This window comes from Colwellia asteriadis (genome assembly GCF_039523295.1).
GTDB lineage: Bacteria > Pseudomonadota > Gammaproteobacteria > Enterobacterales > Alteromonadaceae > Colwellia > Colwellia asteriadis.
Window position 1 is genome coordinate 151,478 of the sequence record NZ_BAAAFA010000008.1, and the last position, 23,653, is coordinate 175,130.

The 23,653-nt window shown below is 36.6% G+C and carries 24 protein-coding genes; 11 read left to right on the top strand and 13 right to left on the bottom strand.

Annotation, left to right across the window (positions count from 1 at the left end):
• Window positions 1-89 precede the first annotated feature (89 nt).
• Together ABD005_RS12515 and ABD005_RS12520 are read left to right on the top strand one after the other, a co-directional pair.
• On the top strand, window positions 90-725 hold the full coding sequence (locus tag ABD005_RS12515; RefSeq protein WP_343817798.1) for a class I SAM-dependent methyltransferase: 636 nt from the start codon (window positions 90-92) through the stop codon (window positions 723-725).
• Window positions 726-990: 265 nt separating this feature from the next.
• Window positions 991-1,410, top strand: a complete 420-nt coding sequence (locus ABD005_RS12520) for a VOC family protein (protein ID WP_215979027.1) — start codon at window positions 991-993, stop codon at window positions 1,408-1,410.
• Between the two features lie 107 nt (window positions 1,411-1,517).
• Here the strand turns inward: ABD005_RS12520 and ABD005_RS12525 are convergent, their stop codons facing one another.
• Window positions 1,518-2,639, bottom strand: coding sequence for a pyridoxal-phosphate-dependent aminotransferase family protein (locus ABD005_RS12525; RefSeq protein ID WP_343817800.1), 1,122 nt, complete (start codon window positions 2,637-2,639; stop codon window positions 1,518-1,520).
• Between the two features lie 175 nt (window positions 2,640-2,814).
• Between ABD005_RS12525 and ABD005_RS12530 the strand changes: the two genes are divergently transcribed.
• Together ABD005_RS12530 and ABD005_RS12535 are read left to right on the top strand one after the other, a co-directional pair.
• Window positions 2,815-3,348 (top strand): YaeQ family protein, encoded by a 534-nt coding sequence (locus ABD005_RS12530; RefSeq protein ID WP_343817802.1) that lies wholly within the window; start codon window positions 2,815-2,817, stop codon window positions 3,346-3,348.
• Between the two features lie 85 nt (window positions 3,349-3,433).
• A complete protein-coding gene (locus ABD005_RS12535) occupies window positions 3,434-4,882 on the top strand; it encodes a M20/M25/M40 family metallo-hydrolase (protein ID WP_343817804.1) in 1,449 nt (482 codons plus the stop codon).
• Between the two features lie 99 nt (window positions 4,883-4,981).
• Here the strand turns inward: ABD005_RS12535 and ABD005_RS12540 are convergent, their stop codons facing one another.
• From ABD005_RS12540 to ABD005_RS12555, 4 genes are all read right to left on the bottom strand, one after another.
• Complete coding sequence (locus ABD005_RS12540) at window positions 4,982-5,449, bottom strand: GNAT family N-acetyltransferase (protein WP_252738783.1); 468 nt, start codon at window positions 5,447-5,449, stop codon at window positions 4,982-4,984.
• Window positions 5,450-6,056: 607 nt separating this feature from the next.
• Entirely contained in the window at window positions 6,057-7,328 is a 1,272-nt protein-coding gene (lolE, locus tag ABD005_RS12545; protein ID WP_215979023.1) for a lipoprotein-releasing ABC transporter permease subunit LolE, read from the bottom strand.
• Window positions 7,321-8,067 (bottom strand): lipoprotein-releasing ABC transporter ATP-binding protein LolD, encoded by a 747-nt coding sequence (lolD, locus tag ABD005_RS12550; RefSeq protein WP_343817807.1) that lies wholly within the window; start codon window positions 8,065-8,067, stop codon window positions 7,321-7,323. The genes lolE and lolD overlap by 8 nt, the downstream gene beginning before the upstream one ends.
• A gap of 128 nt (window positions 8,068-8,195) precedes the next feature.
• A complete protein-coding gene (locus ABD005_RS12555; RefSeq protein WP_343817809.1) occupies window positions 8,196-9,539 on the bottom strand; it encodes a lipoprotein-releasing ABC transporter permease subunit in 1,344 nt (447 codons plus the stop codon).
• Window positions 9,540-9,757: 218 nt separating this feature from the next.
• Between ABD005_RS12555 and ABD005_RS12560 the strand changes: the two genes are divergently transcribed.
• Window positions 9,758-10,387 (top strand): PilZ domain-containing protein, encoded by a 630-nt coding sequence (locus tag ABD005_RS12560; protein ID WP_343817811.1) that lies wholly within the window; start codon window positions 9,758-9,760, stop codon window positions 10,385-10,387.
• A gap of 150 nt (window positions 10,388-10,537) precedes the next feature.
• On the opposite strand, the gene ABD005_RS12565 is transcribed toward ABD005_RS12560, so the two are convergent.
• Window positions 10,538-12,085 carry a methyl-accepting chemotaxis protein gene (locus tag ABD005_RS12565; protein ID WP_343817813.1) on the bottom strand — a complete coding sequence of 516 codons (1,548 nt, stop codon included), beginning with the start codon at window positions 12,083-12,085 and terminating at the stop codon, window positions 10,538-10,540.
• Window positions 12,086-12,473: 388 nt separating this feature from the next.
• On the opposite strand from ABD005_RS12565, the gene ABD005_RS12570 reads away from it, so the two are divergent.
• Entirely contained in the window at window positions 12,474-12,641 is a 168-nt protein-coding gene (locus ABD005_RS12570) for a DUF2897 family protein (RefSeq protein WP_215979018.1), read from the top strand.
• Window positions 12,642-12,674: 33 nt separating this feature from the next.
• On the opposite strand, the gene ppiC is transcribed toward ABD005_RS12570, so the two are convergent.
• The gene (gene ppiC, locus ABD005_RS12575; RefSeq protein WP_215979017.1) at window positions 12,675-12,953 is read right to left on the bottom strand and encodes a peptidylprolyl isomerase PpiC; all 279 of its coding nucleotides are present in this window, start codon (window positions 12,951-12,953) and stop codon (window positions 12,675-12,677) included.
• A gap of 197 nt (window positions 12,954-13,150) precedes the next feature.
• On the opposite strand from ppiC, the gene can reads away from it, so the two are divergent.
• Complete coding sequence (gene can, locus ABD005_RS12580; protein WP_215979016.1) at window positions 13,151-13,750, top strand: carbonate dehydratase; 600 nt, start codon at window positions 13,151-13,153, stop codon at window positions 13,748-13,750.
• A 110-nt stretch (window positions 13,751-13,860) separates the two neighbouring features.
• On the opposite strand, the gene hppD is transcribed toward can, so the two are convergent.
• The 3 genes from hppD to purE all read right to left on the bottom strand — a co-directional run bounded on the left by hppD (window position 13,861) and on the right by purE (window position 16,965).
• Window positions 13,861-14,916, bottom strand: a complete 1,056-nt coding sequence (hppD, locus tag ABD005_RS12585) for a 4-hydroxyphenylpyruvate dioxygenase (RefSeq protein ID WP_215979015.1) — start codon at window positions 14,914-14,916, stop codon at window positions 13,861-13,863.
• Between the two features lie 448 nt (window positions 14,917-15,364).
• Entirely contained in the window at window positions 15,365-16,474 is a 1,110-nt protein-coding gene (locus tag ABD005_RS12590; RefSeq protein ID WP_343817817.1) for a 5-(carboxyamino)imidazole ribonucleotide synthase, read from the bottom strand.
• On the bottom strand, window positions 16,474-16,965 hold the full coding sequence (purE, locus tag ABD005_RS12595; RefSeq protein WP_215979013.1) for a 5-(carboxyamino)imidazole ribonucleotide mutase: 492 nt from the start codon (window positions 16,963-16,965) through the stop codon (window positions 16,474-16,476). Before purE ends, ABD005_RS12590 begins: the two co-directional genes overlap by 1 nt.
• Before the next feature lie 546 nt (window positions 16,966-17,511).
• Here purE and ABD005_RS12600 point away from each other — a divergent pair.
• On the top strand, window positions 17,512-18,360 hold the full coding sequence (locus ABD005_RS12600) for a PEP-CTERM sorting domain-containing protein (RefSeq protein ID WP_343817819.1): 849 nt from the start codon (window positions 17,512-17,514) through the stop codon (window positions 18,358-18,360).
• Window positions 18,361-18,492: 132 nt separating this feature from the next.
• Here ABD005_RS12600 and ABD005_RS12605 read toward each other — a convergent pair whose 3' ends face one another.
• Genes ABD005_RS12605 through ABD005_RS12615 form a run of 3 tightly spaced genes read right to left on the bottom strand, consistent with a single transcriptional unit; the run spans window position 18,493 to window position 19,529 of the window.
• A complete protein-coding gene (locus tag ABD005_RS12605) occupies window positions 18,493-18,819 on the bottom strand; it encodes a hypothetical protein (RefSeq protein WP_343817821.1) in 327 nt (108 codons plus the stop codon).
• A gap of 21 nt (window positions 18,820-18,840) precedes the next feature.
• Window positions 18,841-19,212 carry a DUF2750 domain-containing protein gene (locus ABD005_RS12610; RefSeq protein WP_343817823.1) on the bottom strand — a complete coding sequence of 124 codons (372 nt, stop codon included), beginning with the start codon at window positions 19,210-19,212 and terminating at the stop codon, window positions 18,841-18,843.
• Window positions 19,213-19,256: 44 nt separating this feature from the next.
• Window positions 19,257-19,529, bottom strand: coding sequence for a hypothetical protein (locus ABD005_RS12615; protein WP_343817824.1), 273 nt, complete (start codon window positions 19,527-19,529; stop codon window positions 19,257-19,259).
• 129 nt (window positions 19,530-19,658) lie between these two features.
• Between ABD005_RS12615 and ABD005_RS12620 the strand changes: the two genes are divergently transcribed.
• From ABD005_RS12620 to ABD005_RS12630, 3 genes are all read left to right on the top strand, one after another.
• Entirely contained in the window at window positions 19,659-20,336 is a 678-nt protein-coding gene (locus ABD005_RS12620) for an MOSC domain-containing protein (protein WP_343817826.1), read from the top strand.
• A 422-nt stretch (window positions 20,337-20,758) separates the two neighbouring features.
• Complete coding sequence (gene asnB, locus ABD005_RS12625; RefSeq protein ID WP_343817828.1) at window positions 20,759-22,423, top strand: asparagine synthase B; 1,665 nt, start codon at window positions 20,759-20,761, stop codon at window positions 22,421-22,423.
• Window positions 22,424-22,807: 384 nt separating this feature from the next.
• Window positions 22,808-23,503, top strand: coding sequence for a cytochrome b/b6 domain-containing protein (locus tag ABD005_RS12630; protein WP_343817830.1), 696 nt, complete (start codon window positions 22,808-22,810; stop codon window positions 23,501-23,503).
• Window positions 23,504-23,653 lie beyond the last annotated feature (150 nt).

The window sequence follows — 23,653 nt, forward strand, 5'->3', positions numbered from 1 at the left end:
TAAAAATCAAATACGCATAGCTTTATGGGCCTCATTATTATGAGTCACCACACTCTGACTTTGTCGAAAATATACTGGCTATAAAAATCATGATAGATTCAAAAAAATTTTGGGATAAATGCGCAAAAAAGTACACAAAAACCGTAATTAAAGATCAAGTAACATATCAAAAAAAATTAGCTATTACACAACAGTACTTAAGTAAAAACAGTGAGGTTTTAGAGTTTGGTTGCGGTAGTGGTGGCACCGCCATAATTCACGCTCCCTTTGTAAAGCAAATAGTTGCTACTGATATTTCTGAAAAAATGATAAAAATAGCAAAAACAAAAGCGAATAAATGTAATATTAACAATATCATTTTTCAACAAAGTACTCTTGATAATCTTGTCGTCCAGGAGAGGCATTACGATGTTGTTTTAGGGCTAAATATTCTACACCTTTTAGAGGATGTAGACCGTTCAATTAATCATGTTTACAAACTACTAAAAAGCAATGCTATTTTTATTTCAAGCACTTCCCTAGTAGGTGAGGTAAATGTAATTTTTCGATGGTTAATTGTAATAATGCAGTTTTTGGGTTTAGCCCCTTACGTAGATTTTTTAACTAAAAAACAACTAACCGATAAGCTCATTAAAGCAGGGTTTTCTATTGAATTAGAATGGCAAAGCAGCCATGAGTCAATATTTATTATTGCAAGAAAACAGAGCTCTAATACTATTGAGTAGGAGGTCGGTGAACAGAGTTTAGTGCTGACTTTAATAGAAGTAACTTTTTCAAGTAATTTGTTACGTACAGCTGTACCTTGCCACAATTACCTTAAATACAAACACTAACGCTAGCGAAAACAGTCAATTATTGTTATAAAGCAACGAGGGTTAGTGCTGTAATTAATTAGCTAACTTTAACGTGTATTTTTACCTCTCTTTTAAATAAGAATAGTACGATTAATTGGCAACAGCCCCTGTCTTCTGTCCTACGTAAGGAAAAACAATGAAATTTTTACATGCTATGGTGAGAGTGAAAGATTTAGATGCCTCTCTTGATTTTTATATTAATAAACTCGGTCTTATTGAAACTAAACGCAGTGAGTATCCTGACGGAAAGTTTACGCTAGTGTACTTAGCAACAGAAATAGGTGCACCAGAAGTTGAGCTTACCTACAATTGGGATTCTGCAGAAGAATATCCAACGGGTAGAAGCTTTGGTCATTTAGCATTTCAAGTAGATGATATTTATCAGCTTTGCCAAAAGCTACAAGATGAGGGTGTCGTTATTAATAGACCACCACGTTGTGGCTACATGGCATTTATTAAGTCTCCTGACGGGATCTCAATTGAACTGTTACAAAAAGGCGGGGCGCTGCCTGTTCAATCACCTTGGGCCGAAATGGAGAATATTGGCACTTGGTAAGCCAAGCTAATAATTTATTAACAGTACACGCACTACATTTATTTATACATAGTGCGTGTATATAGTTTTAATTATTTGAACAGTATTTAGGTGCAGAAGGTTTCGTATTATGCAGGCAAGGTGTTTTTTAGTGCCGCTAAGCACAAGGTTACATTCTCATTACGCGCAGCATAACCCATTAAACCGATACGCCATGCTTTACCCGCAAAAGCACCAAGACCAGCTCCTATTTCTAAATTATAATCATTTAATAATGTATGTCTCACCGCAGCATCATCAACACCTTCAGGAATATATACTGCGTTTAGCTGTGGTAAACGCTCCTCTTTAGGTACTATAAAATTAATACCTAACTGTTCTAAACCACCCGCTAATTTATTATGCATAGTACGGTGACGTTGCCAGCTTTGCTCTAACCCTTCATTTTGTAATATTACTAACGACTCATGTAAGGCATAAAGAGAGTTTACTGGCGCGGTATGATGATAACTACGCTTACCTTGACCTGACCAATAGTCCATTACTAACGATTGATCTAAAAACCAACTTTGCACGGGCGCATTACGTTTTTTAATCAGCTCTGCTGCCTGCTCACTAAAACTGATTGGTGACAAGCCAGGTACACACGATAAACATTTTTGACTGCCTGAATAAACAGCATCAATTCCCCAATCATCAACACGTAATTCAACACCAGCTAATGAAGTAACAGCATCAACAATCGTTAAACAATCATACTGTTTAGCAATACTACATAGAGCTTGAGCATCAGAAAGTGCGCCAGTTGAGGTTTCAGCATGCACAAAAGCAACAACGCTCGCTTGAGGGTTTTGTTTTAAAGTATCTTCGAGCTGCTGTGGATTAACAGCCCTGCCCCACTCACCCTCAATAACAATTGCTTTAGCGCCAATACGCGTAACATTTTCAACCATGCGTGCACCAAAAACACCATTTTTACAGACAACGACAGTATCGTTCGGGGTCAATAAATTAACAAAACACGCTTCCATTCCCGCAGAGCCAGGCGCAGAGATTGCCATGGTGTAAGTGTTATTTGTTTGAAAGGCATACTGAATCAACGTTTTAACTTCATCCATCATACCAATAAAGGTTGGATCTAAATGCCCTACTGTGGGTCGTGCGAGTGCGGATAAAACCCGAGGATTAACATCTGACGGACCAGGCCCCATTAAAGTACGTTGTGGCGGGAAAAAAGATGAAATAGACATATAATCCTCAAAATATTTAACAATAAATAATCATAGTAACATCCACTCTAGCATTGAGCTGTTTATAAACTAAATAAATTACTCTTATCCTAGCTATTCATTTGATAAATGTAATGGCAAGCGGCAGACTAACTGCTACTATTGCCAATTATAAACACCTTCTATTAAAAAACTCATGGCACTTAAAGCAACGATATACAAAGCAAACATTGATTTAGCCGATATGGATCGTAATTATTACGACAGTATTCAGTTAACCATTGCTCAGCATCCATCTGAAACCGAGCAACGCTTAATGGTAAGATTAATCGCGTACATTTTAAATGCACACCCAGATCTACAATTTGGCAAAGGCTTAAGTGATGAAGATGAAGCTGCCATTAAGCAAGTAAATTACAGTGATGAAATAGCGCTGTGGATTGAGCTAGGTCAGCTTGATGAAAAGCGTTTAAAAAAGGCATCAAATCAAGCTAAGCAAGTCAAACTCTATTGTTATGGAGCAAGCGCCTCAACATGGTGGGGGCAAGCACAAAGCAATCTGAAAAAATTTGATCGTTTAAGCGTTGAACAGTTCACTGCTGAAACTTGTGATGCGTTAGTTAAACTACTAAGTCGTACCATGGAATTTCAATGCAGTATACAAGACGGTCAATTATGGCTTTCTTCAGGCGATGAAACCGTACTGGTTGAAACAATTAAATTACAATAAAGTCGCTAAGCTTTTCACTCAAAAGAGTAATGTGTACTATAGCGCGTTTACCTAAACTAACCTGAAATCAAATAAAGGCCCATTTATGTCACCTTCATTTAACAATAATAATATAAAACGTTTGTCTTTAGCGATAGCGCTTAGTATTTCATTAACTGGCTGTGTTAACGAAGAGAAAAGCGATAATCAAACTCAAGCACTTCAAGCGACAGAAACCTCATTAGATAACACCATTAACCTTACCCAAATTACTAAAGACGTTACGTATTTAGCGAGCGATGAGCTTAATGGCCGTGGTAACTTTTCAAAAGATATTGAAAAAGCAGCGCAATATATCGCTCAGCGTTATCAGCAAGTTGGTTTAGTAGCAGCAAACAATACCGATAATTTCCAACAATATTACCAAATAAAATCAATAACACCTGCATCTTTAACCGTTGTCATCAATAACAACACGCTTAGCGCTGATGTATTAACTATGGCAAGTACCGTTAGTGACTTTACTTGGAGTGAAAATACCGCCAACCTTAGCACTCACGTCATTAGCAAAGACGATAACCTGCGAACTATATTAAGCAATATTAATCAACAAGGAGGTCAGCATTTAGTATTAGTAGACCCTAGTCATGAAAAAACCTTTAAGCGCTACCAAGCTTATTTTGCACGTGGGCTCAACAAACTTATTAATGAAAACGAAAGCACTAGCGGTGGTATAATTGTTGGTGCAATAACCGATACCACCACGATAAACAGCTTATCTATCAGTGGAACAACTAACGTCAACAAGACTAAAATTAGTAACGTGATTGGTGTCTTACCAGGTAAGTCATTACCTGATGAAATTGTACTTTATTCGGCTCATTATGATCATTTAGGCGGTATTAGCCCTGATGAGCATAAAAGCAATCACAGCGACGAAAGCTCACATCAAAGTATGGGACAGCAGATATACAATGGCGCAGATGATGATGCTTCTGGCGTGTCAGCTATTATTAATTTAGCCAACCATTTCAAGCAAGTAAATAACAATGAAAGAACATTAATGTTTGCTGCGTTTAGCGCCGAGGAAATTGGCGGCTTTGGCTCTAAATATTTCTCCGCTCAACTTAACCCGAGCGATATTACCGCAATGATTAACATTGAAATGATCGGTAAGCCGGCTAAATTCGGTGCTGGTACCGTTTGGATGACAGGAATGGAGCGTTCAACCTTAGGCGAGCAGTTAAATATAGCTTTAAAAGAACAGAGTAAGGAAATTTATGCCGACCCTTACCCAGAGCAAAACCTATTTTACCGCTCTGATAATGCAACTTTAGCTAGGTTAGGTGTACCAGCGCATAGCTTTAGTAGCACCCAACTTGACAAAGACCAGCATTATCATCAAGTAACCGATGATATTAATAGCCTTGATTTAAACTCTATGCAGCAAGTTATAAAAACCTTGGCCACGGCAACAACGCCTTTAGTAACCGGAAAAATCACACCAAGCCGTATAGATACTAATCTAGTTAAAGGCAAAGGACTTATTTTTTAAAAGTAAGGGTTTTACTCTGCCATTGCTAGCTAAAATGTTCACAGCTTAGCTAGCATTTATTATCTTAATTTATCACTTAAAGCTATCGTCAGTGTATTTTTACGCGGCGATGACTTCAAGTGAGCAACGAAGTTGATATTCTAATTTATTCTGACTGACCACTTGGAAGCCATGGCGAAGATATAGCGCTCTCGCGGGGTTTTTCAATAAAACATTTAAGGTGATCGGTAAACATAATTGCAGCGCGCGCTTTTTCACCACATCTAATGCCGCACTACCTATTCCCTTCCCTTGAAATGCTGGCATAATTTGCAACTGTCGAATGTGTAAACTTTTCTCCATATCATTTAATGCAACCACCCCAAGCTTTAATAAACCGACCGGCTTGCGATCAACTAAAATAATATGGCTTTGAGCATAGAATTCTTTAATTCGCTCCATATGTTGGTCATTAGTCATTTTAATGCCAGCAACAAGTAAGTGCTTAGTCATTGATCGTTTTCTTAACGATAATAAAAAATCAATGTCATCATGGGTCGCTTTTCTAAAGCTTACGGTAAACTTCATTTTTCGATAATAATACTTATTGGGGAAACAGGTGATTAGAACATTTAACAATAACTAAAAAATAATAATGTCATTTTCTTTTAAATTCGAGTTAAAAAAACAACATTTAATTCAAAAATCACACAATAAAAGTAAAAACAATTGATAATATGAAAATAATTTTTTTACTTAATAAGTAAATCATCATGGCACAATTGTTCAACTAAAAATAAATATGCCTCTATTTTGCTTAAATACTCGTAATTAATAATTATTTATGAATAGTTATTTAGCCACCACAAACAAAGAAACATTAAAAAAGTTACATTAGTTTTTCTAATGCGAAGGTATATTTTTTTTAGTTTGTGAAGCTGGTACTTAATTATTAAGATAGCTTTGTTTTCTGAGTTAGCGCAATAATTTCTTAACTCCCATAGAGAAATTACTAACAAGATTACTTGAATTTATAGCTTACTATTTATTCTCTCTGACATGTTCTTTGGAAATTTAACTTCCTTCTATAACTTATTTTTAAGTTAGCCCGCATATTTTGCGGGCTTTTTTTTGTCTCAATTTATTCAAAACAAAGTAACAAATGAAATAAAAATCTTTTTAATCCTTATCTCATTTATAATTGCCCTAACACTTGTGCAGGCTCAACTTTTGTTGCTCGCCATGCAGGATATATAGTAGCCAAAAAACTCATTATCAATGCTGTTAACATAGTGATATAAACATCTGACAGGTGCAATACACTTGGTAAGTGATTAATAAAATAAACATCACCTGAAAGGAAAGTTGTTCCAAAGAAGTTCTCAATAGAGGAGATTAAATCAGTTAGGTTTAAAGCAAGGTAAACACCTAAAGCACCACCGACTAATGAACCAAGTATGCCATTGAACAAGCCTTGAATGATAAAAGAAAACATTATCACTGGCGCACTTGCCCCCATGGTTTTTAGAATAGCAATATCCCCTTTTCTTTCATTCACTGCCATAATCAGTGTCGAAACAATATTAAAGCTGGCAACAGCAATCACCAAAATCAGTACAATGAACATTACGAGTCGCACTAGTTGAATATCATTAAATATGTGTCCTTGGGTTCGGGTCCAGTCGTTTATATAAACATAATGGTTAAAGTTATAGGCAACACTACGTGCAATTGCTGGCGCTTCAAAAACATCGTCAACACGTAAACGGATCCCTTGTGCTTGCCCTTCTTGGTAGCCCATTAATGCACTCGCTTGCTCTAACGAAATATATGCTAATGCTTCATCAATAGTGCCGCCAAACTTAAAAATAGCAACGACTGTCACGGTTTTTGTAACTGGTGCGGTAAATACCTGCTTTACATCATTAGCTTGTTTAGGCGCAGGTAATAATAGCTGTATACTATCGCCTACAGTAACATTAAGCTTTTTAGCAACGCCGCTACCTAAGACTATTGTATTGGACACATATGCTTGGTTATCGCTCAGTCCATGCCAATCCCCTGCAACAATATAATCCTCAATACTCGACACTTGTGTCTCTAATAAGGTATTCACACCACGGAGTTCAATCGCTTTTAGATGTAAGTCATGTTGTAGCATTCCTGTCATCTTAATCACTGGGGCGGCACTAATAATGTGCTCTTGATTTTGTAACGATTTAATACTCTTCGGCCAGTTATTAATGGGTTTATTTACACTAACCAACTCAGCATGAGGTACTATCGATAATAGCTTTTGTGATAATTCTCGCTCAAAGCCATTCATCGCACTTAGCACCACAATAAGAACCATTACCCCTAAAGCAATTCCAATCGTTGACGAGGCAGAAATAAATGCAGAAAAGCCATTGCCATGGCGACTACGAATATATCGCCAGCCTAAAAACAAACTTAACGAGTTAAACATTGACTGAACTATCTCCAGAGACGCTAGTAGTTTTGATAACATCACTAAGGACACTTTTGTCATCACTCACAGCCAAACTGCCATGGCTTAATGTTACTTGTCGGTCCATGCGCTTTGCTAAAGCTAGATCATGGGTTACTACAACAAAACTCGTACCAATCTCATGATTTAATTTGCGTATTAGTTGATAGATTTGTTCTGCAGTTTCACTGTCTAAATTACCGGTAGGCTCATCCGCCAAAATTAATGAAGGTTGTGTAACTAAAGCCCTAGCAATAGCAACACGTTGCCGTTCACCACCTGACAGTTGTGATGGGCGATGTTGCTCACGATGCGCCAGCCCTACCTGTGCTAACATTTGGCTAGCGGCTTGTTGTGCTTTTTTGGGTTTGTCACCACGGATTAATAGCGGCATAGCAACATTCTCTAACGCACTAAACTCCATCATTAAATGATGAAATTGGTAAATAAAGCCAATGTGTTGATTTCTAAATTTTGCCCGTTCTTTATCTGACAATTGATGAATATCAATATCATTAATCAATACTTGCCCTGAGCTAGGCACATCAAGTGCGCCAGCAAGGTGTAAAAAAGTACTTTTACCGCAACCTGAGCTACCAACGATAGCGAGTAACTCACCTTTTTCAACCTCTAAGGCTAAGTTATCTAACACTTTAGTTTCAATATCGCCTTGTTTATACGACTTAGTTAACTGGCAACAACGTAATACTTTACTCATTTTTTTAAACCTTAACGGGTAACAATAACGGAGAACAACTTAATAATGGCATAAGTAAGCACAATGGTATTTTGTTCTTACTGGGTGGTGTATGATAATTACTCATTAAATAACCATTCACAAAGCAACTATTCATTACGCAACACTTCAGCAGGTAGCGTGGTTGATGCTTTATAAGCAGGATATAATGTTGCAATAAAGCTCATCGCCAGTGCAGATAAAACAATAGTAAACACATCACTTAAAACTAACTCTACGGGTAAATGTTGCACGCCAACACCTAATAAATTAACGCCAAGCATTGTAATAATGCTATTTAAATTCAGCGTCAGTAACACCCCAAAAACACTGCCGAGAATAATACCCCATAAACCATTCACCATACCTTGTGTAATAAATATTTTAACCACACCTGCGCGGGTAAAGCCTAATGTTTGTAATATTGCTATTTCACCCTGTTTATCAATAACTACCATCACAAGCGCTGAAACTATATTAAATGCTGCCACAGCAACAATTAAACTTAACATTAGCCACATCATGTTTTTTTCCATATTCACCGCAGAAAATAATACACCTTGGCTTTCACTCCATACGCTAAAGGTTATTTCTTGTGGAAGAGAGCTTGCTAGGTGGTGTTGTGGCATGGCTGGTGTCTGTTTATTGTTTGGTGCCTGCTGCGCAAGTAATAACTGTTTTACGACCGTATTAGCATGAAAGGCATCGTCTAAATATAAGCGCAGTTTATCAATACCGTCGCCCTTACGCCTTAGCAGTTTAGCGCCATATTTATTGCTAACATACACCATGCTTTCATCAACTTGTGAACCGACATTAAAAATACCTCCAACGGTAAAAACACGCTGTACTGGTATACGACCCATTGGCGTAAAAACGCTCTTATTTGGTAAAAATAATCTAACTTCATCACCTAAAGTCACTTTAAGTTGCCGTGCTAATGATTGCCCGACAACAATGGTGTAAGGCTGCTCGCTTAAACTGTTGAGTGAGCCAATAACCATATCTTGATTAATGATATTATTTTGCTCATAAATAGGTTCAATGCCTTGCATTAATACACCTTGTAACCCTGATGGGGACTGAATTAAGGCTTCACTTTCAAGGAAAGGACTAACGTGTAGCACATGAGGGAACTCTAATAAGCCTTGTCTTAAGGGTTGCCATGATGGCGAAGTGCTTGATAACCTTTTGGCTTGAGTATTATTTTCATTGGCAGCATAAAATGACTGTACTTTATCAACATCATTAATAACAACGTGAGGCACTATGCCTAAAATGCGCTTCTTAAGTTCTCCTTCAAAGCCGTTCATCACCGATACCACGGTAATTAATGAAGTAACACCTAACAAAATACCAACAATAGAAAAGAAGGTAATAAAAGAAACAAAGCCGGTTCGACTGCGGCTTCGGCTATAGCGAAGCCCAATAAAGATACTAATAGGTTGAAACATTGAGGTTAATTAAGTTTATTCGCGAATAAATAAGATAAAGCAGCATACCATATCAGCTACATTTTTTTGAGTTAATTAGTGTAAGATATCATTAAGTGATATATTTTAAATTCGCTATTAATTCACTACTTTTATTTTATTGTAGTCACTCTATAGTTATTACTGCTAGCACAGGTTTGAGCGGCGGTATCCTTTTACTCTGAGCTAATAATTAACCTATGAATACTAAAACACTTGAGCAAAAATTAGCGCAATACCACGAGTTTTTCGCCATAGCGCACAACTTCACGCTAAACATTCACCCGCTAACAACCGATGTAAGTAGTTTTGATGACTTTCTTAGTAATATGCCAACCCCTTTTAAGTTAGCAAGCGATGTAACAACGGTTGACCAAAGTGCTTTACGCCCTTTACAAGCGTTAAACAGCGTGAGTGCTCAACTGGTTGATTTTTTAAATTTACAGGCAAAAAAGATTGATTTATTAGTTACTTACATACTCAGCCAGCAGGATGATGAACAGCACAGGTACCAGGGTATAGAGTTTGGTGGCGGTGGTATAAAGTTTAACACAGCAGAGTGCTTTGCTATTGGACAGATGTTAGAAGTAAAAATATTCCTTTTAGATAATAACTGCGCGTTATACTGTTATGCAGAAGTCATTGAGGCAAGTGAAACGGATGACAGTGCAGCCCAAGAAAATACAGCAGAGAGCTCTTACCAGCACAAGGCAATTTTTCATTTCATTCGAGAAGAAGACCGAGAAGCATTAGTACGTATCAGTTTACATGAACAAGCTAAGCAATTACAAAGATTAGCTCAACACAGAAACCAAGAGCGTAGTAACTAACAGAATGCCACAATGAATATAGGGAAGTCTTAACAAAAGCTATATAAATCAATAAAAAAGCCTGCAACACAGTTTTGCAGGCTTTCATTGAAACAAAGTTTTAAATCCATATAAATTTTGATACACCCTTCATTGGTTTTATATCATCAACTAACGAGTAAATGTATTCGACAATTCGGTTAATTGACCCGACTCTTTATTTAACGCAGCGATATTTGTTGAAAGTATATCTGAGTCGACTAACTCCTGTGCTAATTCAGCAACACGCTGAACATTACGGTTAATTTCTTCAGCGACCACACTTTGTTCTTCAGATGCGGTAGAGACTTGCGTAGTTAAGTCAGAAATAGACAACATTTGCTGAAATATCTCTTCCGCTGAATTATGAGCAGCTTCACCTGAGTCAACACAGCCTTGACTGGTTTTCATATTACCTCGCATTAACCCAGAAACATCGGCAAGTTTTGCGGTTACTTGATGCACAGAGTCTTTAATACCTTCAGATACGCTATGCGTTCTTCCACTTAACGCTCTCACTTCATCAGCGACAACAGCAAACCCTCTACCTTGTTCACCGGCACGCGCAGCCTCAATTGCCGCATTTAACGCCAGTAAATTAGTTTGATCAGCAATACCCTGTATTTCTGTCATTTGCGCATTAATTGAAGCAACAATACTTACTAACTCTTCGGCCAAATCATGGGCTGATGTGACATCATTTTGCAACGTTGAAATATCATTGACTGAACTAGAAATTAATGTCTTTGAAGTCGCACATTGTTGATATATTTGCTCTACTCTATCGGCGGTTTGCACAACATTTTCACTGACATCGGCAATCGTTGTCGACATTTCATTCATAGACGTCGCTATTTGCGTAGTTTCATGGTTTTGGTTATTCATTTTGTCATTTGTATCTATAATAGCTTGCCCTAGATTACTAATAACATTAGAAATAACACTCAACGAATCATCCATTCTTCCCAAAATAGTTCTAATGCGCGCTTGATAAAGAATTTCTTGAAACTCAAGTACAGACTGAGCGCCACCGTCCGTATAGATGTGACGACAAATACTAGTATATTTTTGTTTTTGTTTATTTACGTAACGAGGCAATACCACTAATTCATCAAATAATGAAAAATATAAAACAACAACTGCCAGTAATGTTGCTGCCCCCCAAAAAGCACCTGCCATTAAAAAGGCACTCGTTATAATGAAAAGGAGTGATGCAAAAGAAATAGACTTTTTAATCACATTCTTCTGTGCTTCAGATATCGACTTTTGATTATTGTTTAATGCTTTATAGGTTTCTTCTGCTTTTTTCTTTAATGCTTGTGATGGTTTAACCCGCACTGACTGATAACCTTTTAGGACACCATTTTCAAACATTGGCGTAACATAAGCGCTAACCCAATAATAACGGCCATCTTTACAACGGTTTTTCACCATACCTTGCCAATGATTTCCGGCTTTCAATTCTTCCCACAAATCTTTAAAAGCGGCTTTAGGCATGTCTGGATGACGGACAATATTATGATTTTTATGATAAAGCTCTTCCTGAGTGTAACCTGCAACCCGACAGAAATTTTCATTCGCGTAAAGAATAACACCGCGAGTATCAGTAACCGAAATAAGCTGTTCATTTTCAGAAAACGAGACTTCCTCATCAATTAATGTTTGATTATTCCGTGCCATAGTGCCTTACTCTCCCATAATGGTAATGTATAAAAGATAATAATTAATGAAAAATAGGTGTTGAAGCTAAGTGTAGTCTAGGAAAGAGTTTTTATTAAAAAAAATATCTATTGAGCACTAAAAAACAACCTAAAAGAGTATTTTTATATTAGGCTTAACTTAATAACCACAATTGAAAAATTGCTTTGTTATATATTTAATAGGCAACTAATAACATATAATAAATAACTTAGAAGCATTGTTAAACAAACATTTCTCGTTGAAAGCATCGTTAGATACTTATTACAAAGAACACATACTAACGCACTAATTTAAAAAGAAATTTTAGCATATAAAATATAAAAATAGTTTTATATTACCAAACAGATCATAAATAAACAGAGGGTTTATGTCATACGTAGAAATTATAATCACAGTACTCATATTTGGCAGCATTCTTGGCGGGATTTTCTTAATTAGAAAATCGGCTAAAAAATTTAATTTAACGCGAGAGCAATTAGCCGACATTAAGAAGCGTAATGAAATGCTAGATAAAGAAGAGAAAAAAGAACAATAAGCAGCTATCAATAATTACATAGCTGCTAGTCATTTAATTACGATAAATAGTTTTAATTAAATGAAAACCAAATTTTGTTTTTACCGGTCCGTGTACTTTAAGTATTGGCTTTTTAAATACAACGTCATCAAAAGCTTTTACCATTTGACCACGACGAAATTCACCTAAATCACCGCCCTTTTTTTTAGATGGGCAGGTGGAGTGTTTCTTTGCTAATGTCGAGAAGTCAGCACCGCCATCAAGTTGCGCTTTTAAAGCTAAGGCTTGTTTCTCTGTTTTTACTAAAATATGTAATGCGCACGCCGTAGCCATATATTCCTCTTTACTGAACCTGAAAACTTGAAAATTAATAAGTATCGATGATGGCACAGCCAACACTATACTATTAGTAAGTATACTACGATTACGCTTAGTACGAATATTACTTTTACTTATGACTTACTTCGCATTACTATGGCGTAAATTAACGGCTTACCCCTCCTTCGGCATTAGTATAGGTATAATCATACATGACCAATATTTCTCATTTATTTGAAAACAATAAAAAATGGGCTGCACAAATCACGGAAGATAACCCAGATTTTTTTGAAAACCTGTCCAAACAACAATCCCCTAAATATTTATGGATTGGCTGCTCAGACTCCCGTGTGCCCGCTAATGATTTATTAGGTATGCAACCTGGTGAGGTATTTGTACACCGCAATATAGCTAATCAAGTGATTCATACGGATCTTAATTGTTTATCGGTTATTCAATTTGCCGTTGATATATTAAAAGTACAACATATTATTGTTTGTGGCCATTACGGTTGTGGCGGGGTTATTGCTTCACTTAACGACAAAAGCTACGGCCTTATTGATAACTGGCTACGTCACTTACAAGATGTTTATCGTTTTCATAAACAAGAGATGGATGCGGTAACCGACGAGAAAGAGCGTGTCGATCGCTTGTGTGAGCTAAATGTTATTGAGCAAGTTGCTAATGTCAGTAATACCATGACCTTACAAAATGCATGGCGTGCAAATCAAGATATTACCGTTCATGGTGTCGTGTATAACTTACACGATGGCATATTAAAGGACTTGAAAGTATCATCTAACGGTAAGTAAAACTATAAATACATAGTTTTTTAGCAGAGACTTAAGCGAATTAAAAATTAATAAAAAACCAGCAATTATGCTGGTTTTTTATTAACACATTAAACAATGGCTACGGCAAACTATAAAACGCCACGTTCCATTTGATTTAACTCAATCGACTTAAATAATGTTGAGAAGTTACCTTCACCAAAGCCTTGATCATCTACACGCTGAATCATTTCAATAAAAATAGGACCAAATAAATTCTTCGTAAATATTTGTAGTAAATACGAGTTTTCACTTTGGCTATCAATTAATATTTGGTGCTCACGAATTTTATCTTTGTCTTCTTTAACCCAAGGTACGCGGTCAAAAATTTCATCGTAATATTCTGGTACGATATTCAAGGTGTCGATAATTGAACGGTCAATTTTATCTAACGAAGCAACTAAATCATCAGTAAGGAAAGCTAAATGCTGAACACCTGGGCCGTTATACTCGTCTAGGTATTCATCAATTTGATTATCTTTACTGCCCTTACCTTCATTGATTGGAATACAGAATTTGCCACATGGTGATTGTAACGCATAAGAAATCAAAGCTGTTTTAACACCTTTAATGTCAAAGTAACGTACTTCAGTAAAACCAAATACTTCTTTATAGAAGTCAGCCCACTTATGCATAGTACCTTGATGTACATTATTGGTCATGTGATCTACGGCTAAAAAGCCTTTGTCTTCATTAATTACTGGCTCAGCATGTGCTTCAAAGTCATCTTCGTAAATTAAACCTTTGTTTTTACCAATATCAGCAAAGTTATCTACAAAGTAAATTAAGCTGTCACCAATACCAAAAATAGCTGGGTATGGCAGTTTATTTGGTTCATTCTCTGCCGATTTGGCACCGCGTTTTACCGCTTCATTAAATGCAAATTCAGCATCTTTAACGCGCCAGCCCATTGAACAAATAGCAGGCCCATGACTTTTAGCAAACTCTTTTGAAAAACCCGCTTTCTCTTTATTTAATAAAAAGTGAATATCGTTTTGATTGAAGTAATCAATGTCACGACCTTTGAATTTTTTAGTTTTAGAAAAACCAAAACCATAAAAGGCTTTTTCCATAAAATCTGAATCTGGGCTAGCGTATTCAGTAAATTCAATACCACAAAGCTGTAAAGGGTTTTTACTATCTGTCATTATAATCTCTCTTTTGTCAACGTGTTGTTGTTGTAATAAATCCATTATCTAGTTGAATTCACTTTAACGAAAGGCTAAGCAGAATAAGGCTAAAAACGCAGACGTAAAAAATTATGTACAATAATATTGGCTAAATAATAACGTAAACTAGTCTAAGCTAAACAGTGGCTGAAAATTTGATGTAACAAATATTTTACAGGCTATGATGAGACACAAACGAATAAGAAAATGTCACGATAGTTCGTTGCTAAAAATTTATCGTCAGCTCTTGTATAGGAAATAGAAATTTATTGAAATGGCTTCTGTAAATCGAGTTTAGGGAATTAAAAAGTAAAAATAAAAAGCCCCTAAGGTGAAAGGAACAGACATAAAAAATGGGTAAGGTAACAACAATGCGTTGTTATCTTACCCATTCAATCCGCTATTAATGTAATAACGATGGTATTTTTTATAAAACTACTTTAGCTAACGGTTGCATAGCTTGGCTTAGTGTTTCAGCGTCTGCAGCTAAAAAGTTAATGTGACCTAACTTTCTCCCTGGGCGCGGTACTTTATTATACCAATATAGCTTTGAGTTGCCGCATAGTGCTTGTGACATTTCATTCACCGAAGGAATATCGGTGCCAATTAAGTTAAGCATACCAACACTACCGAGTATTTGTGTGCTACCTAACTCAATGCCAGCAAGCGCTCTAACATGGTTTTCAAACTGACAGGTAACACTGCCTATTTGAGTCCAATGACCACTATTATGAACACGAGGCGCTAACTCATTAATAATTAATTCATCATTGAGTACAAAACATTCCATCGCCATAACGCCAACATAATCAAGTTCAGTTAACAGGCTTTCCATGTACGATTGCGCTTTTTTCGTTAACGCTGCGCTCACATTAGCAGCTGGTGCAATAGATTTTTTCAATATGCCATTTTGGTGTTCATTTTCTGTAATGTCATAATGCACAATAGCACCGTTTAAACCGCGGGCCGAAACGATCGACACTTCTCTTTCAAATTTTATCCATGCTTCAATAATATAATCTTGCATGTTTAAACTATCAAAGTGCTCAACGTCTGCGGGTGTTTTTAATACCCACTGATTTTTACCGTCATAACCGTCACTACATGATTTAGCCACCATAGGAAGTTTAAGCTTGTCCATCGCTTCTTTGGCACTAACACAATAAAGTGATGGTGAAGAAGGGATACCTAAGCGTGCTAATAGTGATTTTTCTTTATTACGGTGCTGACAAGCCAATACAGCATCAACACATGGATTAACACGCGTATAAGGTGCTAACGCTTGTAATATTTGGATATCGAGTTGCTCTTTTTCAACAGAAACTGTATCGGGCTTTCCTAATGCATCAAATAATGCTTGTGCATCTTGGCCAACTTGCCAGTAATCACTTAACTTAACAACAGAGCCTAAACCGTCAACACAACGAGTGTCGTCATTGTCACTATCGTTGATAAAGCTAAATTCAATACCAAATGGAATACCTGCAAGCGCCATCATTCTAGACAGTTGGCCGCATCCCACAATAGCAATGCGCATTACACTGTCTCCCATGCTACGCTATCTGTTTGTGCTTGACGCCATGCTTTTAATTTTACTTGTAAATCTTCATTACCCATCGCTAACATTTGTGCAGCAATAAGGCCTGCGTTGAATGCGCCAGCTTCACCAATTGCTTGTGTTGCCACGGCAACACCTTTTGGCATTTGTACAATAGATAATAAGCTGTCCATTCCTTTAAGTGCTTTACTCATTACTGGTACGCCAATAACGGGTAACCAAGTCATTGATGCTGCCATGCCCGGTAAGTGAGCTGCGCCACCTGCGCCAGCAATAATTAAGCTATATTCGTTTTCTGCATTTTCGGCAAACTCTACAAGTCTTTTTGGTGTACGGTGTGCAGAAACAACCATAGCTTTATAAGGAATATCTAAAGCATTAAGCACAGTCGTTGCATTTTCCATAACAGGCCAATCTGATTGAGACCCCATGATAATTGCAACTTTCATTTTTTTATTTACTTGACTCATATTTTAATTACCTCGTTAGTCATTGAGTTATGACGTATAAATTGGTGCATCAACGGTTACATTTACAGGAAAACTATTTAACGCTCACTTACTGTATCGGTAATATATTCATTAAATAGCAAGAACTCATATTAAATAAAAACTAATGAGCCAATAATATAGCAGTATTATACTGATAAATATTATCAATAAACACGTTGATTTTTATACGCTTCAGTAATGAATAGCTTATTTAAAAGCAGTTAAAGAATAAATTTTACTGAAGCGTTCAAAAAAACAAGGCGATATTATAGCAGCTTTCTTTCTTGTCATATAGCCAATAAAACACTTAAAACAGCAACTAACAATATTAACATTATTGCTCTGCTTTACGCTGACGCCAGACAGCTTTATTCAACAATCAGGCTGTCAGTTTATTTTACACTTGAGAAGACGCCCTATTCTCATAAGTCACTAATAGCTTGTTTTTCGTGACTAATTACTTTTAGGAATACTATATGCATTATTAGTGGTGACCTATATGTTTGATACTTTTAAGGAATAGATATGGCTTTTCTAAAAAACAAATATTTATCAGCACTATTAGGGACAACGTTGCTGTTAGCAGCGAATCAAGGAGTCGCTGGTTTAATCATTACAACCGGTGGACAAGTGGCAACAGACGGCTCAGGTTTAACTAGCTCGTTTGTAGATGCCTCGAACAAAATCGATCCAACCAATGGATACTTAATAGAAACTTTTGATGCCGCTACGAAAATGATCGGATTTGAAGGCTTCCCCCAAGATAAAAGCTTTAACTGGAGCGGGTTAGATGAAATTGGAAACGCAGTCTCCGCAGGTTGTGGAGTAAACTCTTCAGGCTCAATCAGTGTTACCGGTAATTTAGGTGTTAAAGGTGACGGAACAAGTAACGACCACGGTGTAGGTGCTCCTCCAGGAGGGAATCACGCCACTATTGGCGATAAAACATGTTTTGGTTTTACCCCTGGCGAAGGTATAGGTAATACGGTAACTGTTGACTATAGTGGTTTTTTAACCGGTGGTGATAAAATTGATTATTTAGGTTTTTATTGGGGCTCTATTGATGCTTATAATAATTTTACCTTTTTTGATTCAAGTACAAACACCAGTGAAACTTTACTGGGTTCAACATTACTTGCTCAAAGCGGAGGTACACCAGGTAATCAAAATGGCCTAGAATCAAACTTATATATTAATATTAAGTTTGAAGATTTTGCTTTTGACTCATTCATGGTAACCAGTACTGGTGTTGCCGGTGAATTTGATAATATTGTTGTTGGTTTACAAAGCCGTAATATTCCTGAGCCAGCAACTATTGCAATGTTTGGCTTAGCGTTACTTGGTTTAATGCGTATAAAACGTACTCATCATTAAATAGTGATGCTACAAGTAGAAAGTTACAGGACTGTAACGGGTTAAAAAACGCCGTTCATGGACATCAATGAACGGCGTTTTCGTTTTGAAATTAAGGGGATAGAGTAAAATATAAAGTATGAAAAAGAGCGGCTACGCGTTAATAAAATTAGTTTGCATAATCGCTAAAATAGTAGCTAGATCAAGCTGCTCCCTTTCATATTTAGACGAAGAAAATATCTCTCCTGCTTTATTTCCTAATGCAACATCAACCACTTCGGGTTGATTATCATGAACTAATAAAACAATTTTTTTATCTAACGCAACACAGTCAATGGTAATAGCATCAGCCGATATACCTTGTTGACGGAGTGTTTTATCCATAATTCCCATCAAAGTATCTACATGCTGATATTTAGCGTAAAAAGCATCATTAGCTTTAGCGACCTCTTCAGCCAATTGCTGTATATTTTGGTTCATGATACTCCCTTGTATTAAGCGTTATTTAAAAGACTCGATGCTCGCAAGCCCTTGAGTAAAATCTGCTAGTTCCATTTCAAGGTATTGCTCATCACCTTGCCAATTAACGCCAACAATTACCCCGTCTTCATTTAAGTCTTCAACCCAAAACTCTAACCACTCTGCCACCGAAATTTCACAAGGCACGTAGTCAGACCATTCTTCAATACAATGCTCTTGAGCTAAGTTTGCTGTCGACCATAATGGCATGACATCAGTATTTTCAAAACTAGGTGAGTCTAATACCACCCAATCTTCACTGACTTTATCTTGTAGCGCCCAAAAAACTTGCGTTGGCTTTACTTGTTGTAAAAACGCATTCATTGTTTCTGTACTGTTATTTATATCACTCATACTTACACTCAATAGACTCTTAAAATTTATTCAACAATTATACGCTATTTATCACCGCGAGAAGCAATAAGTTTACGAACACATGTAGCGACAAATAACGCCACAATAAAACCTACCGCAAAATAAGTCACTAGCATTACGGAGGTTAAACCATCGCTTTGCATAACGCCATTATCAAGTAAACATTGTCCCGTACTATATTGAAAACTTCCCCCTATATCTAAGCAATTATCAACTAATAAATAGCGATGTAACTGCCAAATAACTAACCAGCTTGCGAAAACACCAATAAACGGAGGTAATATATTTTTATTCATAAAATGTCTGTTGTTAAACTTATAAAGGTCACGGTATATTGTTGATTATACGATATTAGCTTTACGATTGTTAAACTTATAATAATTTTACAAGCTTGTTTGAGTACTCTATTTATATGAAGGACTATTGTGTTATCACATTCAATTAATGCACTTTATTGTGGCGTAGTCAGTCAATGTTACAATATGCAAAGCGCTATAAATAAACAAGCGGTATTAACGCCACTTTATTTATCGTTCACAGGGTTAGCTGGTGATGAGTGTGCAGATAAAACTCACCACGGCGGCTTAGAGCGTGCTTTACATCAATATCCTGCTGAGCATTATGTTTATTGGCGAGAGATTTACGGTAATACCATTAATTGGCAAGCGCCAGGAATGGGAGAAAATATCAGTACTTTCGGTATGACAGAGCAATCAGTATGTTTAGGTGACCAATATCAATGGGGTGATGCCATTATTGAAGTAAGCCAACCTCGCTCCCCTTGCTTTAAGCTCAATAAACGTTGGGGCATTGAGAGATTCTCAGAAAAAATGCAAGAGAACCATCGCTGCGGCTGGTTATATAGAGTGGTTACCCCTGGTATTGTCAGTGTTAATGACCCCTTGATTTTGATAAAGCGCGTGAATAACCCTATGACTGTTGATGAAGTATGCAAGGTTTTCTTCGGTGATCCTCTTAATCAAAAAGGCTTAGAAAAGTTAAGTCAACAACAAACACTTTCTGCCAGCTGGCAAAATAAAGTGGCTGCGCGACTGACCAATAAGGTGGTTGAAAGTTGGCAATTTCGATTGCAGGGCAAATAGTTGAATATGAGCTTGAGCTAACTTGGCAGGTATCACCGTAAAAAAACATCTGTCGCGTGCCATTGCCTTAAAGCAAGATAACAACCAAAATATCGAGTTTAGTTATTACACCTTGTTATCTAAGCAACGAGAAAAGCTGTTACAAATTACTAGCCAAATAATGGTCTTAGAAGTAACCCAAAAAAACGTCAAATTAATATTTAGTGTAAAAACTTTAGTTTTTGCTATTGCTTTTTATTTCAAAACTGTCAAAGTGACTCTATTGCATATTTATTCGTATTTTTGATTGATTTTCAATTGAAGTAAGTGAATAAATCAGGTTAAAGCAAGATAATACCCTTCATAGCAATAATTTCCTGCATAAAAATTCAATTAACTCATATTGAGTTAAACCCAATTAAAATTAAAGGAGTAGCGCTTCAATGTGTTCGATCTTTGGTATATTAGATATAAAAACAAGTGCTGATGCACTTCGTCCTTCAGCGTTAGAATGTTCACGTCTTTTACGTCACCGCGGTCCAGATTGGTCTGGCATTTACAATAACGATAACGCTATTTTAGTTCATGAGCGTCTTTCTATTGTTGATACCGAACACGGTGCACAGCCTCTATACAATGAAAACAAAACCCATGTTTTAGCGGTTAATGGTGAAATTTATAACCATAAAACCTTAGCTAAAGGCTTGAACGTTGATTACAGCTTTCAAACCGCATCAGATTGCGAAGTTATTTTACCGCTTTATGAAGAGTTTGGTGTTGAGTTTGTTGATAAGCTACAAGGCATGTTCGCGTTTATTCTATATAACGAAACAGATAACAGCTATTTAATTGCCCGCGATCATATTGGCATTATTCCTTTGTATACTGGCTATGATAGCGATGGTAACTTTTATGTTGCCTCTGAAATGAAAGCGTTAATGCCTATTTGTAAAACGGTAAGCGAATTTCCTCCTGGGCATATTTTAGACAGCCGTGTTGGTGAATTACAACGTTATTACAAACGTAACTGGCAAGAGTATGGTGCTATTAAAGATAATACTACCAGCACCACTAAAATTCGCGAAGCGTTAGAAGAGTCAGTAAAAAGCCACTTAATGACTGACGTTCCTTATGGTGTATTGCTTTCAGGCGGTTTAGACTCATCATTAATTTCAGCTATTACCCAAAAGTTTGCCGCACGTCGTATTGAAGATAATGACTTAGCCGAAGCCTGGTGGCCAAAAGTGCACTCTTTTGCTTGTGGTCTTGCTGGCTCGCCTGATTTAATTGCAGCACAAACGGTTGCAGATAGTATTGGCACTATTCATCACAGTGTTATTTTTACCGAGCAAGAAGGTATTGATGCATTAAAAGAAGTGATTTATCACTTAGAAACGTATGATGTAACAACCATCCGTGCTTCTACCCCAATGTACTTAATGGCGCGAAAAATTAAGGCGATGGGCATTAAAATGGTACTTTCAGGTGAAGGCGCAGATGAAATTTTTGGTGGTTACTTATACTTCCATAAAGCGCCAAACGCGCAAGAGTTTCATGAAGAGCTTAACCGTAAATTAGACCGATTACATAAGTTTGACTGTTTACGTGCCAATAAATCTATGTCGGCGTGGGGTATTGAAGCACGCGTACCATTTTTAGATAAAAACTTTATGGATGTTGCGATGCGCATCAACCCTGAAGATAAAATGTGTGGTAATGGTAAAATGGAAAAAGCGATTTTACGTGAGTCGTTTGAAGGCTATTTACCAAAAGAAATTTTATGGCGTCAAAAAGAGCAGTTTTCTGATGGTGTTGGTTACTCATGGATTGACGGTTTAAAAGCGCATGTTGAATCACAAGTTACCGATCAACAACTTGAAAGTGCAGAATTTAGATTCCCTGTAAATACTCCAGATAGTAAAGAAGCTTATTTCTATCGTTGTATTTTTGAAGAAAAATTCCCTGTGCCTTCTGCTGCAGATTGTGTGATTGGCGGAAAATCAGTTGCTTGTAGTACCCAAGAAGCACTTGCATGGGACGAAAGTTTCCAAAATAACGCTGACCCTTCAGGCCGTGCAGTATTAAATGTTCATAACGAAAGTTACTAATACTTAATTTCAGTTATAAATCAAATATAGAAACCACTACTTCATTAGGTAGTGGTTTTTTTTCAACTCAATTTTAGCTTAATTAACCTGAGCTCGGCTTAATAAATGTTTCTCTAGCAGTTACTTTTCCTAACTTCTTCGTTAAATTTACTTGCAATAGGCCAGCTATTGACGCGAAATTTGCCTTGAATTAAGAAAAATTATCAAGTTAGAGATTCAGAAAAGTAGATTTTTATTATATTTCAATTGGTTAAATATCTCTTAATCCGAGTTCAGGTTAGTTAACATCTCTTTACTGATTGTTTTAATAAAGTTAGTTAAAATGTAGCAATTCGTTTTCAATAGAATTAATAACATTGAATGTTTAACTCCGAGGTAAATATCATGACAAAAAAATACTTAATTTGGGATTTACCCTTAAGAATATTTCACTGGAGTTTTGCGCTGACCATTTTGGCTTTGTGGTATACTGCAGAGCAAGGCAGTGAGCTGGTAGAAATACATATGCAGCTGGGTTATGTTGCTTTAGGTTTATTAACCTTTAGAATACTCTGGGGAATTGTCGGGCCAACTCATGCCCGTTTCAGTCAATTTATCCCCTCCCCTAAAAAGCTTATAAACTATTTATTTAAGCGTGATAGCAAACAAGACAATACGCCCAGTGCTGGTCATAACCCATTGGGCGCGTTAATGGTTATATTGATGATAGTGCTGGTGAGCGTACAAGCTATCAGTGGTTTATTTATTGATAATGATGTTTTTTCAACAGGACCATACAACAGTGTTGTTTCTAGCAACACTGAAAAATTAATGAGCTTTTTACATCATAATACCTTTGACTTAGTACTAATTGCCATCGCCTTACATATTGGTGCTATTGCTTATTATGCGTTAGTAAAAAAGCTTAATTTAGTTACCCCAATGCTAACGGGTAAAAAAGATGCTAAAGACGTAGACAGCTCGGCCGCAATTCCACATTCAAAAATAATACTCGCTATTATATTAGCACTGGTTTGTGCAGCATTTATTTATTGGTTGGTGGTAATAAACGCACCGGTTATTGAAGATTTTTATTACTAATGTTTTAAATACTAATGTTCTAAATACTAATGTTCTAAATACTAATGTTCTAAATACTAATGTTCTAAATACTAATGTTCTAAATACTAATGTTCTAAATACTAATGTTCTAAATACTAATGTTCTAAATACTAATGTTCTAAATACTAA

Excerpts from the sequence above, each read along its gene's own strand:
- ABD005_RS12515 (WP_343817798.1), top strand. The coding sequence starts at position 90 with ATGATAGATTCAAAAAAATTTTGGGATAAATGCGCAAAAAAGTACACA.
- ABD005_RS12520 (WP_215979027.1), top strand. The coding sequence starts at position 991 with ATGAAATTTTTACATGCTATGGTGAGAGTGAAAGATTTAGATGCCTCT.
- ABD005_RS12525 (WP_343817800.1), bottom strand. The coding sequence starts at position 2,639 with ATGTCTATTTCATCTTTTTTCCCGCCACAACGTACTTTAATGGGGCCT.
- ABD005_RS12530 (WP_343817802.1), top strand. The coding sequence starts at position 2,815 with ATGGCACTTAAAGCAACGATATACAAAGCAAACATTGATTTAGCCGAT.
- ABD005_RS12535 (WP_343817804.1), top strand. The coding sequence starts at position 3,434 with ATGTCACCTTCATTTAACAATAATAATATAAAACGTTTGTCTTTAGCG.
- ABD005_RS12540 (WP_252738783.1), bottom strand. The coding sequence starts at position 5,449 with ATGAAGTTTACCGTAAGCTTTAGAAAAGCGACCCATGATGACATTGAT.
- lolE (WP_215979023.1), bottom strand. The coding sequence starts at position 7,328 with ATGTTTAACTCGTTAAGTTTGTTTTTAGGCTGGCGATATATTCGTAGT.
- lolD (WP_343817807.1), bottom strand. The coding sequence starts at position 8,067 with ATGAGTAAAGTATTACGTTGTTGCCAGTTAACTAAGTCGTATAAACAA.
- ABD005_RS12555 (WP_343817809.1), bottom strand. The coding sequence starts at position 9,539 with ATGTTTCAACCTATTAGTATCTTTATTGGGCTTCGCTATAGCCGAAGC.
- ABD005_RS12560 (WP_343817811.1), top strand. The coding sequence starts at position 9,758 with ATGAATACTAAAACACTTGAGCAAAAATTAGCGCAATACCACGAGTTT.
- ABD005_RS12565 (WP_343817813.1), bottom strand. The coding sequence starts at position 12,085 with ATGGCACGGAATAATCAAACATTAATTGATGAGGAAGTCTCGTTTTCT.
- ABD005_RS12570 (WP_215979018.1), top strand. The coding sequence starts at position 12,474 with ATGTCATACGTAGAAATTATAATCACAGTACTCATATTTGGCAGCATT.
- ppiC (WP_215979017.1), bottom strand. The coding sequence starts at position 12,953 with ATGGCTACGGCGTGCGCATTACATATTTTAGTAAAAACAGAGAAACAA.
- can (WP_215979016.1), top strand. The coding sequence starts at position 13,151 with ATGACCAATATTTCTCATTTATTTGAAAACAATAAAAAATGGGCTGCA.
- hppD (WP_215979015.1), bottom strand. The coding sequence starts at position 14,916 with ATGACAGATAGTAAAAACCCTTTACAGCTTTGTGGTATTGAATTTACT.
- ABD005_RS12590 (WP_343817817.1), bottom strand. The coding sequence starts at position 16,474 with ATGCGCATTGCTATTGTGGGATGCGGCCAACTGTCTAGAATGATGGCG.
- purE (WP_215979013.1), bottom strand. The coding sequence starts at position 16,965 with ATGAGTCAAGTAAATAAAAAAATGAAAGTTGCAATTATCATGGGGTCT.
- ABD005_RS12600 (WP_343817819.1), top strand. The coding sequence starts at position 17,512 with ATGGCTTTTCTAAAAAACAAATATTTATCAGCACTATTAGGGACAACG.
- ABD005_RS12605 (WP_343817821.1), bottom strand. The coding sequence starts at position 18,819 with ATGAACCAAAATATACAGCAATTGGCTGAAGAGGTCGCTAAAGCTAAT.
- ABD005_RS12610 (WP_343817823.1), bottom strand. The coding sequence starts at position 19,212 with ATGAGTGATATAAATAACAGTACAGAAACAATGAATGCGTTTTTACAA.
- ABD005_RS12615 (WP_343817824.1), bottom strand. The coding sequence starts at position 19,529 with ATGAATAAAAATATATTACCTCCGTTTATTGGTGTTTTCGCAAGCTGG.
- asnB (WP_343817828.1), top strand. The coding sequence starts at position 20,759 with ATGTGTTCGATCTTTGGTATATTAGATATAAAAACAAGTGCTGATGCA.
- ABD005_RS12630 (WP_343817830.1), top strand. The coding sequence starts at position 22,808 with ATGACAAAAAAATACTTAATTTGGGATTTACCCTTAAGAATATTTCAC.